The sequence below is a fragment of the Psychrobacillus sp. NPDC096389 genome, from assembly GCF_044762855.1.
Taxonomy (GTDB): domain Bacteria; phylum Bacillota; class Bacilli; order Bacillales_A; family Planococcaceae; genus Psychrobacillus.
Genome location: NZ_JBIWFB010000011.1, coordinates 65685 through 81692, shown reverse-complemented (window position 1 = coordinate 81692; position 16008 = coordinate 65685). Strand labels below are relative to the sequence as shown.

Here is a 16008-nt window from a genome sequence, read left to right as displayed (position 1 = left end):
CCTATGTCTAAAGTATCCCAATAAGAAACACAATCCACTAACTAACATTAAAAATAGCTTCATTATAATACCTTACCATAAAGGAATAAATTCATTTCAAATGTCCTCCTAATTTCTTTCCATAGAATCCTTATTGAACTAACCTGCTGCTTTATTTCAATAAGAAAAAAGCTTTACTCCTTGTCGAAGTAAAGCATCTGTTGGTTTAGTAAGTGGTTAGTTTGGCTGAAAAATATAATACATTTCGACTAAGTGTTTATCAATTATATATGAAGACTCTTATCTACAGGTAAGATTTCAGAGTGTAGACAAAAAGCATTGTTTTTTCGCCATTCTATTCTTATTCATCTCTGGGAATAAAATTAATCTGTTTAGATTGATACATATTATCTTTAAAAGTATAAGTAATATGAATTTCACCAATAGATCCCCCAGCAGGAGATATTGTCAGCCCTACTTTCGCCACTAATTTGTTATCAATAACTTCAAACCTTAAAGTACTTCCAACAGCGACATTTTCAAAGATATGTGATGGAACAATGTTTAATTCCTTGATATTTATTTTGTTTTTCTCCCTACCAATACTAACAATAGCTTTTGAACTACTCAATTTAGTTTTTACATTCTTGTTAATAATGGCCATTGGATTATCTACAAGTTTCTCTAATAAATCCCCGTTATTTGTTACATGAAACACATGAGGTTCTTGCATTATTACTCCAGTTCCTGTACCTGTTGTTAAAACAATAACTATTTCTTTCCTACCATCATTATTAATATCACTGTAATAGAGTTTTGGATAATACGTTATATTAGAAGAATTCACCCATCTTGGGAAAAAATAAGTTTCTCCTTTCACACTTAGTTTGAAATTCGTTAAATCTCCTTCTTTTTCAGTGGCGTATAAAGTAAGATTAGCTTCCTGTAAATTTCCAACAACTTTTTCAGCTGTGCTTGCCTTGGTCACCATTGGAACTAAGAGTATTATCAATGTAAATATGGCTAGTTTTTTTAATATCCTGTTCATAATTTATCCTCTTTATTGATTAGTATGTTAGAGGCATCTTTTATTATACACTTGATATTATTTCTGATTTTACCTATTTAAGTTTAACATTTCACAATGGATTTCTCAGAGCTACTTGATGTTTAGGATAAATAAATAGACCATGATGCCATGTTTTGATAAAGCACCCATTAGTTTAAGCTCGTAAGTATTTTATCCTCTTTTTAAAACCCCAATAACTATTAGTATTAACCCAATTAAGAAAAAGAACCAGACAAAAAAGTTATCAAAAAAACCAGGGTAATTCATCATACCTGAAGTTGAAATTCCAGCAGAAGCTAATCCAGCATCAGTAACAGCAACAGACAATCTTTCAGCAATTCTTTCAGCAGTATAGAATATACCACTGAGTGAAATAAAAATCGCTCCTATAATTCTATAAATATTTTGTGTCATTCTACTCCCCCTTGATTTATTTACTATATTCTTTGTAAATAAAAGCTAACCCTTGTTCAACTAAATTGCCCCTTTAGTTGAATAAGAATAAAAGCTGTCTACTAACAACCCTATTTGCTAAAGCACCCGTTTGTTCAACAAGGCATTGTTCAAATTTAATCAATTGAAATAGCACCATCCGTAATTGTTATAAAGTTTGCGTTACCACCAATAATACAAATGATATAATCTCCAGCCACCTTTACATCAAAAGAAGTAGTCAGTTTATCAGAAACAGGTTCAAAAAATACCTCTGTATATTTGCCGTCTAATATGTATCCAACTCCAGTATGACTTAAGCCATCTGGAATCATGGTTAAATCCACCAATACATTATCTCCTGACTTTAATTTCAACCCCTGACTTTCTCCATGCAATAATAAAATATCACCGTTGTGCAAATCCATATTTTCGAAATAATAGTTATTTGGGGATTTCTCTTTCAATGTCATGTTGATTTTATTCCAATTGTCTAGAGATTCATCGCTAATTTCAACTTCAGTTATTTCTTCCGCTTTATTTTCGGAAATATCCTTGTTACCTAACATACCTGTTACCTGTCCATTTGTTTCCTCCTCTCCGCTACACCCTGTTAAAACGTTAGACGCAAGTAAAATTCCCGCATATAAATATTTTTTCAATTATCTTCACCTCTATATTAAATTGTTATAATATTCTATATTTAATAGTTTATAGAATTTATAATGCTATTTCAATTAATAAATTAACGTTTATCTTTGTAAAAAAGTTAAAATTAAAAACCCTTGAGGAGATACTTTATAAGTAAATTTAATTTGATGGAATTAAGAAAACCCTTATTCAACTAACCTGCTTCTTTAGTTAAAGTGTAACATTTCACAATGCATATCTGAGATCAACTTAATGTTATAGACATAAAAATAGACCATCGAAATAATGGCCATGTTTTGCTAAATCTTCTTGAAGTAAAGCACCCAATAGTTCAAGAAGATAACAAATTCAATTGTGTTTTTTATTTTCATCATTTTTAAAAACTTTCATTATTCCAAAGAAAACGGCACTAATTAGACCACCTATACTCAAAGCAACAAAACGCTTCCAGTCTACTTCTTCGTTTTCCCATAAACTCATAATAAATACAGCTATAAGCACACCAATAACCCAACCTATCAAAGATTTTATTAAACATTTAATAGCAATACCTCCGTTGAACTAAACTGCTGCTTTAGTTGAATAAGAAAAAGTGCCTTTTTACCAGCTCAGTGATCTTCAAGTAAAGCACCCGTTACTTCAAGAAGAAGTAACAAATAATATAGCTATATATACAACGAAAATTAGCAATGCTATTTTTGAAGGTTCTCAAAAAAGACAATTCTATTTCCGAAGGGGTCCCCAATGCAAATTTCCTGTGAATTCCAAGGGGTTGTTTCGATGCCAGGACGAGCATATTTGTATTTCTTTGATATAAGGTTTGAATGGAGTAACTCTAAGTTTTCTACTTCAATCCTTAAAGCACCTCCAGGGCAGCAATCTCCATGATGTTCTGAAAGATGAATAATACAATTTCCATAAGAAACTTGCATGTATAAAGGTAGATCATCTTCAAATCGATGTTCCCAATCTACCTCAAATTCCAAAAATGTTAAATAAAATTCTTTGGCTTTTTCCTCATCAAAAATACGCAGGATTGGAGTGGTGCTTTTCATAGTTATTTTAGATGTGCTCATTTTATACACCTTCTTTTCTATATTTGTTTTAGAACTAAATTACTCCTTATGAACTATTTTGTGGCATTTGTTCCTTTACATCCTTTATAAGTTCAAAAAATTTCATTCTTCTTAAAGTAACCTGCCCCGTTAATTAAAGAAAGGTTTCTACATAAATAGCGTCAATGATTGGTTTCATAATTCATCCGAGAGCTTTTTATACTGGTTCTTCTTTTCTATAGATAACTTGGTTCTTTGTACTTGTAGTATTATCATCTCGATTATTTTAATTAAGTTTTAATGAAATAGAATTTGATTCTTGAGTTACAACAATATCTTGTTGTTCAGAGTTTCCATCTGTATATTTCACAATTACTTTGATTATTATGTCGTCATCTATTACCAAATTACCGTCATGAGGAATTACAAATGAATATTTATATTTATCCTGTTCATTATACTTAACTGTATAGGTATTTCCAATGTCCTTTGTAGCATAATATATATCTGAACCAGGCGAGTTTCCAATCGTAACTATCTTTTCTGATAATAACCAGTCTTTGTCTGCATATTCTTTAGCTGTTAGTATAACATCCTGTAAAAACTTGCCTTTGCTAATGGTATAAGTGATTGAGTCGATATGTTCTCCACTTATATTTAGCATAACATTTGTAAAAATTAAATTACCTGTATCACCAGTTATATCAGTTGTACTACCTCTAGCTTCAGTTGATAATTCAAAAGTAGTTTTATCTGATGAAAGTTTGGTATTAGACTGATTCCCATCATCACTCAATGCATAAGCTGTGATTTCAAAAGGAACTTTTAGCTCTCCATTCTTATTAAAAAATGGAATGCCTATCATAATTGACAATAGGATTCCAAATGCACAAGCTACAGAAATCCACCTTTTAAAATTTAATTGTCCCGATTTTTTCTTTTCTATCATATTGCAATTCTCTTTCACACGATTTTTCATAGTTTTTGACATTTCAATAGAATTAACAGCTTCTTTAATCTTATCAAAGTCCATCATTCATTCTCCTTTCTATATCTTTCTCGAATAAGCTCTCTTCCACGTTGTAATCGCTTTTTAACTGCTGATGTAGTAATGTTAAGTATTTTTGCTATTTCATCTACTTTATAGCCCTCTACATAATAAAGTAAAAATACAATCTTATGTTTATTTGCTAATTTCATAAGATGGTCGAGCAAACCATAGTTTTCTTCATCCTTACAATATAGTTGCAAATCATTGATATCCATATGTTTACGAATAATATTGTATCTTCTCATATTCTTGCAGCGATTTGTGGCAATAGTAATCAACCATGCTTTCTCATGTTCTGAATTGTTAAAAGTGGGAGATTTAGTTAGATATGTAATAAAAGTGTCTTGTACTACATCCTCTGCATCATTCTCATTGCACAGAATAACAAGACATATTCTAAATAGCATATTGCCATATGTATCAACAATTCGCTCTATATCTAGTTCAGTCGACCAAACTAATTGTTGCAACATCTATCAACTCCTTTCACTTATAACACACACGAAGATACCATTTGGTGACTTTTTGTATAAAATAATTTTGAAAATAATCTTACTCCAAAAACTAATCAGTGTTTACAAATTGAAAAAAATAATTTCCCATTCGAAATAGCACTCTAATTAGTGAAATGTTAGCACATCAAAATAATTAACAAAAATTTTGATATATAAAAGTGCTTAGTTAATCTAAAACTAAGCACTTTTTTATTATTTCGGTATTTAAATATTCAACCAAAGCACCTGTTAGTTTAATAAGAAATTAATTTCTAACCTGCATCAAACTGACCCATAAAAAGTCTTCACCAAATAAATGATCTGGTTGAGTAATCTTTTTCATTTTCCTAAAATTAATTATATTGAAATCATTTATAAACACTTCTTTTAATCGCCCTTCAGCGTAACCTATTCCTCCTTTTAAACTACCTTCTTTGTAGATATCCCAATCCGATGTATCTAAGGCACCCTCAGTATTGAAGCAAACAATTCCGAAGTATCCATCACTTTTCAATGCTTTTTTCAGCATTTCAATATATGTTAATCTGCGATGTGGTGCTAAATGGTGAAACAACCCACAGTCATAAATAAAATCATACGAGTGTGGCTGAAACTTGAAGTCAAATAGGGAAATACAATGAAAATCTATATTAACCCCTTCTTCTCTAGCCGTTTCTTTTGCCCATTCTATCGCATTGGTAGACAGGTCTAAAGCATCTACCTTACAGCCTTTTAGAGCCATATAAACAGCATTCCTACCCGGTCCACATCCTAATTCCAATACTCGTTTAGGTGCCAGACCCTTATTAAAATATTCTACAAGATTTTCATCAGGAGCTTTAATTTTGAAAAAAGGAATTTCTTTAGTCCTATCAGTATAAAAATCATCCCAAAATTCCTTTGGCTCTCTTAGGAATCCATCCAACATTTCTTGCAAATTCTCATAATTCAATATTGCCTTTTCCAAAAAACTTCCCCCTTAGTAAAAGTTATCTCTCTTATCCATTTTACTAAAAGTTACCATTCTCGATGTTACATTCATATTAATTTAACGTTATTTTGCCAGAAAATTCAGATGAGAAAAGCCCTTCGATTTAGCTCTTAAAGGCGTTTGCAAATCATATTTACTATTTAAATCACACAAATGACGTATTTATATAACTGCCGCAATCGAACCTCTTAAACATCTGTTTTAAATGGATTCGACCTACTATAAAATGAACTCAAAAACCACCCTTGTAATATTTGTTACACAATCGTAATATTTACTTTTTCAACTAAACTGTTGCTTTAGTTAAAGAAGAAAAAAAGGCTTTACCCCTTCTTGAAGTTAAGCACCCTTTAATACAATAAAGAAAATTGAGTCTATTTTTAATAGTATCAACTACTTTCTCTTTGCCTTATTTGCCATAAATCAGAAATAATTATCAATGCACCAATAACAAATAAAAAAATACTTAATGTATAAGGCACCCATCCAATTATTTCGTTTAGAATTGTTGCAAGTTTACCAGGTGGACTCCAACCTGATAAATTTGGAATGTATATAGCAATAGCCAGATGCATTAAACCGAATAAAATAATACCTGTAATAAATAAAACATAACCAAACAACTTTAAACTCTTATTCACTCAATTCACCTTCTTGTATATTACTTATCCCAATAGTATTCGAGATATCGTCCTAAAATCCTTCTTTCACTAACCTGCCCCGTTACTTAAGTAAAAAAATGGCGACCCTTCGCACTTGAAAAATCGCATCCGTTTGTTTATGTATATATGTTCACCAAGTTATCGCTAAGTGGATGTCCTTTTCCTGGCCAGTATCGTTGTACACGCAATAGTCCTTGAGTAAAAGAAAGAGACGATTAATTTTAGGGTAATCGTCTCTTGATAATAGTATATAAAAAACAGTTTACCTGTTTTTTTGAAGTCCTAATAAGCGTTTTATATTTTCATCAATAAATTTATTATCGTTTTTGTTAATTCCACGACCAGCAAAATGACCCCAGACTGATTTGATAGGATGATATTCAGCATTAGGTACAAAATTAGCTTCATATTCGTTATTTTCTGCCGTACAGAAGAGATCTGTACTTCCTGGCATGATATAAGTAACCGCTTTAATGCTTTTTAGTGCCTCATCAAACGCTCCTTTATATGCTGCGTTTGCACTAATATCTGCATGTTGTCCCGTCCATAACATGGCTAGAACGTTATGGGGATCCATACTCATAAAGCTATTTTCCCAAACTCCAACCGCAAAATCTTCCAATTCCTCAAATCCCATTTCACGATAAAGTTCCTCTTTATAGAAGGTTTGCGATAATCCCCATCCAGCATAGACACGGCCCACTGCACGCATATCCTTAGAAGTCAACTGGTTTATCTTAGTAGATTCTGGACCGACTGAGGCCATGAGTGCAGCCTTCAGTCCATCGAGAACCACATAAGTTTGCGGCCAAGTCTTTGCATTTCCGCAGAAAGAGGCAATTCGATCCACCATATCAGGATAACTGGCCCCCCATTGGAAAGATTGAAGACCACCCATTGACCATCCAACTACAAGAGCAATTTTCTGAATGCCGAATTTTTCGGTCACAAGTCGATACTGAAACTGAACATTGTCATAGATGGTTACCTGCGGAAAATTAGCTTTTTCGAACGGTGCAGGAGTATTGCTTGGAGAAGAAGATAAACCGTTCCCTATTAGGTTCGGAACGATAATGAAATATTTTTGTGGATCTAGTGCCATGCCGTCTCCAATCAACCATTCATTATTAACATGCTGGTCGCCAAAAGCGGTTGGATAAATGACAACGTTATCTTTAGTTTCATTCAATTTCCCATAAGTTTTATAAGCAAGAAAAGCGCTCGGTAACGTCACTCCTGATTGTAAGGTTACATCACCTAAATTGAAAATCTCATAATTATCCATTGCGTTATCACTCCTTATTTAAATGAAACACAAACTTAATAGAATGTATTTCTTGTATTTAGTATAAAGTCGTGTTACCTTCAATAAAAGTGAAGATAATTAAAAGTAGCATTCAATAATATTGAAAATGAAAGGAGGAATTATGGTGGAATTGCGCCAGCTGAATACGTTCAACACTGTGGCAACAACTTTAAATTTCAGTAGAGCTGCTGAAGCATTAAACTACGTACCCTCCAATGTTACGATGCAAATAAAAGCATTGGAGGAAGAACTAGATGTTCGTCTCTTTGATCGGTTGGGAAAGCAGCTTGTTCTCACAACTGCGGGTAAACGTTTTTTAACTCACATCCAGGAGGTTCTAAACAAGTTAGACGAAGCTAGAAGTGTCGTTCACGACAATGAAGTTCTTAGTGGCACCTTAACGATTAGTGCTAACGAAGTTGTTTGCGCTTATCGACTTCCAGATATCTTTAAGCTTTTTCGTTCGCGGCATCCTGGTGTTCGTCTCATCTTTCGCTCGGTTCCAAATCAACAACTCAAACAAACACTCTTTGATGGAACCTCGGATGTCACCTTTATACTCGATGAACCCATTCAATCAACGGGACTTGCAGTAGAGCCGTTGACAAAAGAAACATTTCGATTTTTCGTTGCTCCAGATCATCCACTTGCTAAACAATCTGCTTTACAGCTTGACGATTTTCACGGAGAGGTATTCTTGATAAACGAAAAGGGTTGTCCCTATCGAACAATGTTTGATCGAACGTTAAAGAAGGGAGACATTGATAGTATTTCATCATTAGAATTTCAGAGTGCAGAAGCGATTAAACAATGTGCAATCTCGGGGATCGGTATTGCCTTTCTTCCTAATATAGTAACTGCAGTTGAAGTTGAACGTGGCGAACTTGTTGCTCTTCCTTGGCAATTTGAAAACTTGAATGTGTATACACATATGGCATGGCATAAAGATAAGTGGCTTTCACCGATTATATTATCTTTCATTGAAGCTGCAAGGGAAGTTCTATCTTTAACGGAAGACAATATGTCAAAATAGTTTAAACCACTTTGACATATTGTCTTCACCCCTTACCTAAAGCGACTGGACAATGCGGTTAACTAATATATAAAATCTACCATGGAATAATACAATGGCTTTTCTACAAAATACACTCTTAAAATCCATAAATCCATAAATCCATGAAACAAATTACAGCGTAGTGTAAGAGTCTACTTCGTTACAAGAATCGTCAAATACTTATTCCATAAACCTGTCAATTTAGTTCAATAAGAAAAAAAGCTTTACTTCTTCTTAAAGTAAACCCGTTAGTTGAGTAAACTTTTCTCAAGTACGATTTTATGTAATCCATTTTCATCCGTAATTGTATCAATGACATCAAATCCACTTTTGATATTTAGAATCAACATATTTCGCCATTTATTCATAGTTTTTGTTTGTACAACTTTATAGCCATATTCTTTTAAATATTGATGTTGTTGAATCATCAGCTTTGAAGCAATACCATTTTTTCTATAAGTAGTATCCACTGCACCTAACCAACTATAAAACTTATTTTTATCAAGTTCGTAACCAATCTTAAATCCAATAACTTTTTCACCGTCTATTACGATGTTAAACAGTAACTTGGTTTTATTGTTTATTTTACTAATTAAATCTTCGGTATTACTGTCAAATATAACACTGTACAGTTTTACCATGCCTTGCATTAAACTATCATTGGGAACGGTATCAAAAACAAGATATTTAAAGTCCAAAGTTATTTCCCCTTTCGAGTAAAAATTCTCAAAGTAAATATTATACCTTATTCAACTATACTGCTGCGTTAGCACAAGAAGCGATTGCCCTAATTGAACAATCGCCTCTTAGCCTTACGTATATGTATTGACAAAATTATACACCGTAATGAATCAACCATCTATCTTCTATTATTGCTTCAGCTATTTTTTTCATCAATTCTTCCAGTTCTTCTGTTTTGTACTCGTCGTTTGCTTCACTAACCATATTTAAAAATTGTTTATGGGAGCTCGGTGGTATCAATGTTATTCCAAAATAGGCGAGGCTTTTATAAGGTCTATTTGTGTTATGTGCGAATGTGTCTAGGTGAAGCATTTTTTCACCAAAATCCTTAGACATAAGTTCATCAAAAAGGTCACCATCTACACCTATGCAATTATATTTTTCAGGTTCATAATCAACATACTCTTTATCTTTTTCAATACATACAACTATTCCAAACTCGTGAATATAAGGCAAATTGACATCTCCTAAGTCTTCAATTTGTATTGGCTATTTTTTTAAACAAATTCCTTTATGATTCTCAATTATTCATAACGTTTCTCACATTATTTTACAACACTTTCTTGTTCCTTCTTCAACTAATCTACTGCGTTAGTTCAATAAGAAAAAGGCTTTACTCCTTCTGGAAGTAAAACAATAGTTAGTTTAAGTGAAAATCTTCATATTTTTTACCTTAACAAAATCTAATCCGTTGATGTGCAAGGCATATTAAAAAGACGCCTTCTTACTAAAGAAAAGCGTTCTATAACGTATATAAGATTAAACTTCTAGTTTTCTTTATTTGAGAGTGTGAATAAACTCTTCCACATCTTCGCCACGTGCATTAGAATACCCACTGTCCTCACCAGTAATTACGAACCCACATTTCTCTAAAACCTTAAGAGATCCTGTATTATCTTTTGCAGCACGAGCATAAAGAGGACGAATTGTAATGTATTTTAGAAATTCCCTTAAAGCTTTGGTTGCTATTCCTTTGCCCCAATATTCCTTTCCAATCCAATAGCTAACTTCTTGTTCTCCGAATTTCTCAAAACATGAAATATGCCCAACCACATTACTTTCGAAAATGATTGTCTGCTTCAAAATATCCTTATCGGTAAGAATTTTGTTCCAGTGTGTAGTGAAGCTATCCCAATCACTGGGGTCTATGCTCGTAAAGACAGCCATATAGTTCGCTTCACGGTCCAGTTGGTGCTTAAAAAAAATAGGAAGGTCTTCCTCAATCACATTACGAAGAATTATGTTACTCATCATACTCCCCCTTTGTCGTTTACTTGATTTTAACAAACGCACGTTTCTAATGTGAATAATTTTTAGAATATTAAATCCGTCTTATAAACTCAAATCCACTCTAATTAAATACTTTGATTTTACACTGATAATACTTTTCCTTATTCAGTTAAATGTCCCGATTGTTGAATAAAAGTTAATGACTCTTGTTCAACTAACCTGCTTCTTTAATTCAATAAGAAAAAAGGCTTAACGCCTTCTTGAAGTAAAGTACCCGTTAGTTGAATAAGAATACTTATTTTAGTTGATTTTTTAATTCCTCTATTACTACTAATGTTTTTCGATAGTAATCTATTTCCTTCTCAGTAAACCGGATAACTTCTAACTCTTTTATAATTTCATCCTGAAAATCACTTAAATGTTCTGGGAAGTTAGCTGTGTCCATTCTACTTTGAAATTCAATAAGACCATATTCTTTTTTTTATAAACTTCTCACATAAGAGAAGCAATCTATTATTTTCAGTCATTGTTTACCTCACTTAATTAAATACTTAAGTCGCACACTTAAGGTAACCAGCACCGTTAGTTCAATTTCTTCCCCAAAACCTTTCAATTTCATTTGAGCCTTTCCTCGTCTCAGAACTCATTATTTAAAGCAATAACTAATCCCAATATTGTACTCTCTCTTTTTAGCATTTTAGAAGGTCTTCACATAATCATTCCGATATAAATTTCCAATACACGAGCTCTCAGGCCCCCAACACACTTAAACCTGATTTAAAAATGAAAGTGAAAAAGTTCAGTTTATTATTGGGATTCGATATCCCTGAGGCTGTTGCCGAGCTATCTTTTACTTCTCACTATAACTCAAAAAAAACAGTGGGCAAAATCATCCTATGATGATCTTCCCCACTAACCTTAGTATGTTTAAAATTATATTGGATTTGCATAAAGCTGTTTTTTTGATGGATCCCAAACGATAATCCCAACAATTTGTTTTTGATCTGTAATATTAATTGTAATAGGTATAGGTAGATAATCAACTAAAACAGTATTTAACTTATCACCAGTGAGTTGGAAAAGACCAATCAATTCAGTATCATTTATTAAAGGTGCGTTAACATCTATTATTAAATCGATTAATTTCCCATTCTGGTATCGAAGTTTACCACTTATTTTAGGATTTAAATGTTCAAAACTTTTCTGAATATCTTCTTTGAAAGTTAATAATTTATCATGAGTTTCTTTGTCTAAACTATATAATGGATTTGAAGGGAATGTATAATTTTTTATATCTATATCAGTCCATTTATCTATTCTTTCTCCTTCTGGAATAAATGTTTCAGCTAAAAATATTCCTGGAAGTATACCATCTATATTTGATTCTTGATATAAAGTTAAATAAATAGGGACATTAGGTATTTTATTATTGTTTCTAATATCTTTAATTATATTTTCGGCTATCTCCTTACCGTAATTTTCCACATCATTTACATTATCATCGCTATTATCGACTTTAACTTGACCTGTATAAACTAAACCTTTATCATCAGTTACTCTAAAATCATAAAATTCATTTAAAGATATAGCTAAAGATAACCCTTCTAGTTTTCCATTCTCTTTGTTAATAAAATTTTGTTCTAATACATGAGATAATATCCTAGGATTATTTTTTTGATCTTCTACAACATCTCCCCTACTATTTTCTATAGGTGGGTTTAAACCAAAACCTTCTTTTGTTTTTCTAGCTAACCATTGACTTATAATTTTTTCATCTAAATATTGACCTTCCTGCATATAAAACTTGTTTGTAGAAAAGTGGTTTACCGATAACTCCATTAGTCCATTCTCAATTTCAGTTATATCTAATAAATTGTCTATATTACTCAGTATCAGTCCTCTTGAAACATTAGATTTAGCGGGTTGCATAATTTCATATATGTTCTTTTCTTGAAATAGTGATATATTATTTTTATTTTCAACAACTTGATCTTCATTACTACAAGAAACTAAAAAAAATAGTGGTGTTATAAAAAACAACATATTCTTCCATACACCCATTTGTTAGATCCTTTCTAATTTATGTATTATTAAACCCCACATTTCTATCAGTTCAGGACAATGCCTACTTAATTGTATACCCTTATTGATTTGTATCTTTTAAGAACTTCACTATTAGTATTTCTCGATCTTTATTTTTACTTTCATTTTAATTTTTTCTTCGCTAGTTGTTACTGTTTCTTTTTCAGAAACATTCTTAATAGAATCTTCAACTATTTGTTGAATCAATGTATCCTCAATTTTTTTATCCTTCGGGAAGCTTACTGAAACTGTTAATTCATCAGCACCACCATCTATCATTATTGCTAGTGAATCATTTTCAAGTTCCGTTTGCTCTGTAATAGATGCTATTATTTCATTTTGTAATTCAGATAATAAATTTGATATTCCATTATCCCCACCGTTTCCTTGAGAAACTTCTACTTCCTGCTCGCTTTCTAATACCTCGGTTGTATTACATCCAACTAACAATATTGAACAAAATACAATTCCAGAAATTATAGCTTTTTTCAACATTTCTACTTCCCCTTTCAAAAGTAAATTGCACATACCACAGCAATTCTCTATATGTAAATTTAACGTTATATATTGGTAAAAGTTCCAAATTTAATTTTAATAATATTCTTCAACTAAATTGTACCTTTAGTTCACTTTCATAATAAACCTCCACTAAATTAATTAACCTGCCGCGTTTGTTTTAATATTTTACAAAAGAACGCCATATCTAATAGAGATTTTGGACGTAAAAAAAGACCATCGAAATGATGGTCAGGATTAACTAAAGCAACCAGTAGTTGAAAAATGATAGTGAAGCTTGTTCAACATTACTTAGATTTCTCCACCGAATATATAAGAGAGGAATACAACAAACAAAAAACCTAACGAAATAGAAATTAACGAAATATATTTCATAAACCCTTTTTCTTTCTTAATAAAAGCGATAATTCCAAGTGCTATTCCTGTTAAATAGATAGCAAAACCGATGGGTATAGCTATCATAGACCACTTTCCAAAAGTTATATTGATAGGTGGAAAAATCATATATGCAATAAAAATTCCAAGAACAATTAAAATAATAGAGTACTTACTATACCTATTTTCCAATTTTCATATCCCCCTTAGTGAACTTAACTGTCGCGATATGTAAGTAAAACACTTTATAAAGATATCATTTATAAAATCTTATTAATATTAACAAATAAGTTAACTTGTCATCCATTCTTCCATTTCAAAATCCATTTTCCCGTCTCTATACTTTGCATATGGGTCATCTTTTTCACCTATTAACAATTTTCCTCCATAAATCTCGGCAACCTCATTCCATTCTAATTTCTGTCCATTCTGTTCTACTTCAAGCTTTATATGGTGCCAAAATGAGTGGCCGTCTTCATACTCAATATCTACAATTTCAAAGTCTATTAATTTATAATTTTGTGCTTTCAATACATTTATTTTCTGTAAATAAAATGCTTTGGTTTCTTCATCCGATAATGTAGTTCCTTCGGCTAATTTACTTTCTTCAGTTGTGCTATCAAAATCAAATAGATGTAATTGTTCAAATGCTTTTTTATAATCTCCTTCAATAATAGCTTGATAATAATTGTTGATAATGCCTTCTGCTTTCTTCTCTTCAATGAAATTGCACCCTGTTAACATAAGAATTAATGTTAAAACTAGCATTATTGGTATAGGTTTCCTCACAAATGCAATTGAACGTACACTGAATTGCTTCATAATATACCCCTAGTTCTTTTTCTATAGATGACTCTCTATATCATAATTGGTTTCATTCCCTGGCTTTTCGTAATTAGATTGAACCTGATGCTTGCCCAACTAACCTGTTACGCTGGTTTAATAACTTTTTCACTAACTTCGTATGCCCCATAAAGATGTATTAAAAAATGTATTATATTCAATTTTACGGGATTAATAAAAAGAAAGGAGGGATAATAAAGTTGAAACAAAAATTTCTATGGATATTTACATTAATTGTATGTTTCGTTTTGTTGATCTACTTTATACCAAAAGTATCTGCTTTTGAAACAGCAGCAAGTGCGGATAGGGAAATGTTATTAGAAGAAACACTCTTACATCAATTGGAAAATAATTTTTATGATATAACAAATGGAAAAGCTTACTTTTGCGAGAAAATACTAAATATAGAAAGAATAAATAATAACACTAACAGTCATAAACTAACTGTACAATTAGTTACATACGAAGGAGCACATTCTCAACCCTTTAATTTATATGTAATTAATTTTACCTTGCAACCTTTTAGTATCTTTAAACTTCTTGATGTGGAAGAAACCAAAGATGTGCCAATTGAAAAAGCGGAAAAATTATGCAAAAAGTAAGTGAGGGGATAAATTCCCTCATCTAATTTTTATTAGCGTACTAATATTTAATTACTTTTGCATTAATATAAACCATTTCCACTATCCTACGCTGTAATAGGTGTGCGGCGAACATAAGTTGGATGTGTAATAAAATTTAAAGTAGTAACTCCATTACCATTCTAAGGAATTTCCAAAGTCGATAGGCGAACCTGCTCAACTTCTATGATTATCAACATTAAAGTGTTCAAACATCACATTTACGCTAATTGTATAGCTTTCCTTATTGAAGTAAAGCACCGGTTAGAATGAATGAAACGTTTCACAAATTTGTTTCATTAATTGAAGAAGTGAGTACATTGTTTATGTATTGTTGTTGAGCAAAGCTTAATCCTCATTTATTACAATTTCTTCACTATTTCCATTCCAATCTATAGAAATAATATAGGTATCTGTATTTGTGGTTGCGGGACTATTAGAACTCAAATCATCATTTGTAAAAATACCGTTTTTACTTAATTTAACGTTATTTCCTCCAAAATTTGTTCCGCGATCAGTATTTTCCACATAATAATTAAATGCTCCAATTGTATCTAAATCATTCCCCTTATATGTAAGCTCTAAATTGTTAGTTTCCGACCCATTCAAAACACTAATAGTTAGTTGGGCTGACCAGTTTTCGCTTGTACCATTAAAAACTAAATCATTTTCATCGGCTTGACATGCAGCTAGTAATATTAATATTGATATTGGTAAGACAAATAACTTTTTCACAATGTTTACCTCCTGTTCATAGAAAATCTATAATAATAACGACTTGTAAGTTAGACGAAAAAATATATCATCGACATGATGGTCTTGTTTATCTATAACACCCGGTAATGAACCAAGTTAAA

20 protein-coding genes are annotated in these 16008 nt (G+C 31.8%); 2 read left to right on the top strand and 18 right to left on the bottom strand.

What is annotated here, in order from left to right:
* Positions 1-340: 340 nt before the first annotated feature.
* The 9 genes from ACIQ38_RS20865 to ACIQ38_RS20825 all read right to left on the bottom strand — a co-directional run bounded on the left by ACIQ38_RS20865 (position 341) and on the right by ACIQ38_RS20825 (position 7669).
* On the bottom strand, positions 341-1027 hold the full coding sequence (locus tag ACIQ38_RS20865) for a hypothetical protein (RefSeq protein ID WP_402827843.1): 687 nt from the start codon (positions 1025-1027) through the stop codon (positions 341-343).
* Positions 1028-1219: 192 nt separating this feature from the next.
* On the bottom strand, positions 1220-1462 hold the full coding sequence (locus tag ACIQ38_RS20860; protein WP_402827840.1) for a hypothetical protein: 243 nt from the start codon (positions 1460-1462) through the stop codon (positions 1220-1222).
* Positions 1463-1617: 155 nt separating this feature from the next.
* Positions 1618-2142: a hypothetical protein gene (locus ACIQ38_RS20855; RefSeq protein WP_402827837.1), complete on the bottom strand. Its 525-nt coding sequence runs from the start codon at positions 2140-2142 to the stop codon at positions 1618-1620.
* Between the two features lie 681 nt (positions 2143-2823).
* Positions 2824-3207 (bottom strand): glyoxalase superfamily protein, encoded by a 384-nt coding sequence (locus tag ACIQ38_RS20850; protein ID WP_402827834.1) that lies wholly within the window; start codon positions 3205-3207, stop codon positions 2824-2826.
* 265 nt (positions 3208-3472) lie between these two features.
* Positions 3473-4219, bottom strand: coding sequence for a hypothetical protein (locus tag ACIQ38_RS20845; protein ID WP_402827831.1), 747 nt, complete (start codon positions 4217-4219; stop codon positions 3473-3475).
* Positions 4219-4710 carry an RNA polymerase sigma factor gene (locus ACIQ38_RS20840; RefSeq protein ID WP_402827828.1) on the bottom strand — a complete coding sequence of 164 codons (492 nt, stop codon included), beginning with the start codon at positions 4708-4710 and terminating at the stop codon, positions 4219-4221. Before ACIQ38_RS20840 ends, ACIQ38_RS20845 begins: the two co-directional genes overlap by 1 nt.
* A 286-nt stretch (positions 4711-4996) precedes the next feature.
* The gene (locus ACIQ38_RS20835) at positions 4997-5698 is read right to left on the bottom strand and encodes a class I SAM-dependent methyltransferase (RefSeq protein WP_402827825.1); all 702 of its coding nucleotides are present in this window, start codon (positions 5696-5698) and stop codon (positions 4997-4999) included.
* A 413-nt stretch (positions 5699-6111) separates the two neighbouring features.
* Positions 6112-6363, bottom strand: a complete 252-nt coding sequence (locus tag ACIQ38_RS20830) for a hypothetical protein (protein WP_402827822.1) — start codon at positions 6361-6363, stop codon at positions 6112-6114.
* Positions 6364-6646: 283 nt separating this feature from the next.
* Complete coding sequence (locus ACIQ38_RS20825; RefSeq protein WP_402827820.1) at positions 6647-7669, bottom strand: alpha/beta fold hydrolase; 1023 nt, start codon at positions 7667-7669, stop codon at positions 6647-6649.
* Between the two features lie 145 nt (positions 7670-7814).
* Here ACIQ38_RS20825 and ACIQ38_RS20820 point away from each other — a divergent pair, with 145 nt between their 5' ends.
* A complete protein-coding gene (locus tag ACIQ38_RS20820; RefSeq protein ID WP_402827818.1) occupies positions 7815-8723 on the top strand; it encodes a LysR family transcriptional regulator in 909 nt (302 codons plus the stop codon).
* Positions 8724-8992: 269 nt separating this feature from the next.
* Here ACIQ38_RS20820 and ACIQ38_RS20815 read toward each other — a convergent pair whose 3' ends face one another.
* The 8 genes from ACIQ38_RS20815 to ACIQ38_RS20780 all read right to left on the bottom strand — a co-directional run bounded on the left by ACIQ38_RS20815 (position 8993) and on the right by ACIQ38_RS20780 (position 14510).
* Positions 8993-9442: a GNAT family N-acetyltransferase gene (locus ACIQ38_RS20815; RefSeq protein ID WP_402827815.1), complete on the bottom strand. Its 450-nt coding sequence runs from the start codon at positions 9440-9442 to the stop codon at positions 8993-8995.
* A gap of 136 nt (positions 9443-9578) precedes the next feature.
* A complete protein-coding gene (locus ACIQ38_RS20810) occupies positions 9579-9941 on the bottom strand; it encodes a hypothetical protein (RefSeq protein WP_402827812.1) in 363 nt (120 codons plus the stop codon).
* Between the two features lie 321 nt (positions 9942-10262).
* Complete coding sequence (locus ACIQ38_RS20805; RefSeq protein ID WP_402827809.1) at positions 10263-10736, bottom strand: GNAT family N-acetyltransferase; 474 nt, start codon at positions 10734-10736, stop codon at positions 10263-10265.
* Positions 10737-11010: 274 nt separating this feature from the next.
* Positions 11011-11160, bottom strand: a complete 150-nt coding sequence (locus ACIQ38_RS20800) for a hypothetical protein (RefSeq protein ID WP_402827806.1) — start codon at positions 11158-11160, stop codon at positions 11011-11013.
* Between the two features lie 488 nt (positions 11161-11648).
* Positions 11649-12776 carry a CamS family sex pheromone protein gene (locus ACIQ38_RS20795; protein ID WP_402827803.1) on the bottom strand — a complete coding sequence of 376 codons (1128 nt, stop codon included), beginning with the start codon at positions 12774-12776 and terminating at the stop codon, positions 11649-11651.
* Between the two features lie 114 nt (positions 12777-12890).
* Positions 12891-13292 (bottom strand): topoisomerase, encoded by a 402-nt coding sequence (locus ACIQ38_RS20790; protein WP_402827801.1) that lies wholly within the window; start codon positions 13290-13292, stop codon positions 12891-12893.
* 312 nt (positions 13293-13604) lie between these two features.
* Complete coding sequence (locus tag ACIQ38_RS20785) at positions 13605-13880, bottom strand: hypothetical protein (RefSeq protein ID WP_402827798.1); 276 nt, start codon at positions 13878-13880, stop codon at positions 13605-13607.
* A gap of 99 nt (positions 13881-13979) precedes the next feature.
* The gene (locus tag ACIQ38_RS20780) at positions 13980-14510 is read right to left on the bottom strand and encodes a hypothetical protein (protein WP_402827795.1); all 531 of its coding nucleotides are present in this window, start codon (positions 14508-14510) and stop codon (positions 13980-13982) included.
* 221 nt (positions 14511-14731) lie between these two features.
* On the opposite strand from ACIQ38_RS20780, the gene ACIQ38_RS20775 reads away from it, so the two are divergent.
* Positions 14732-15133, top strand: a complete 402-nt coding sequence (locus ACIQ38_RS20775; protein WP_402827792.1) for a DUF3888 domain-containing protein — start codon at positions 14732-14734, stop codon at positions 15131-15133.
* A 366-nt stretch (positions 15134-15499) separates the two neighbouring features.
* Here the strand turns inward: ACIQ38_RS20775 and ACIQ38_RS20770 are convergent, their stop codons facing one another.
* On the bottom strand, positions 15500-15886 hold the full coding sequence (locus ACIQ38_RS20770; RefSeq protein WP_402827789.1) for a hypothetical protein: 387 nt from the start codon (positions 15884-15886) through the stop codon (positions 15500-15502).
* Positions 15887-16008: the final 122 nt, after the last annotated feature.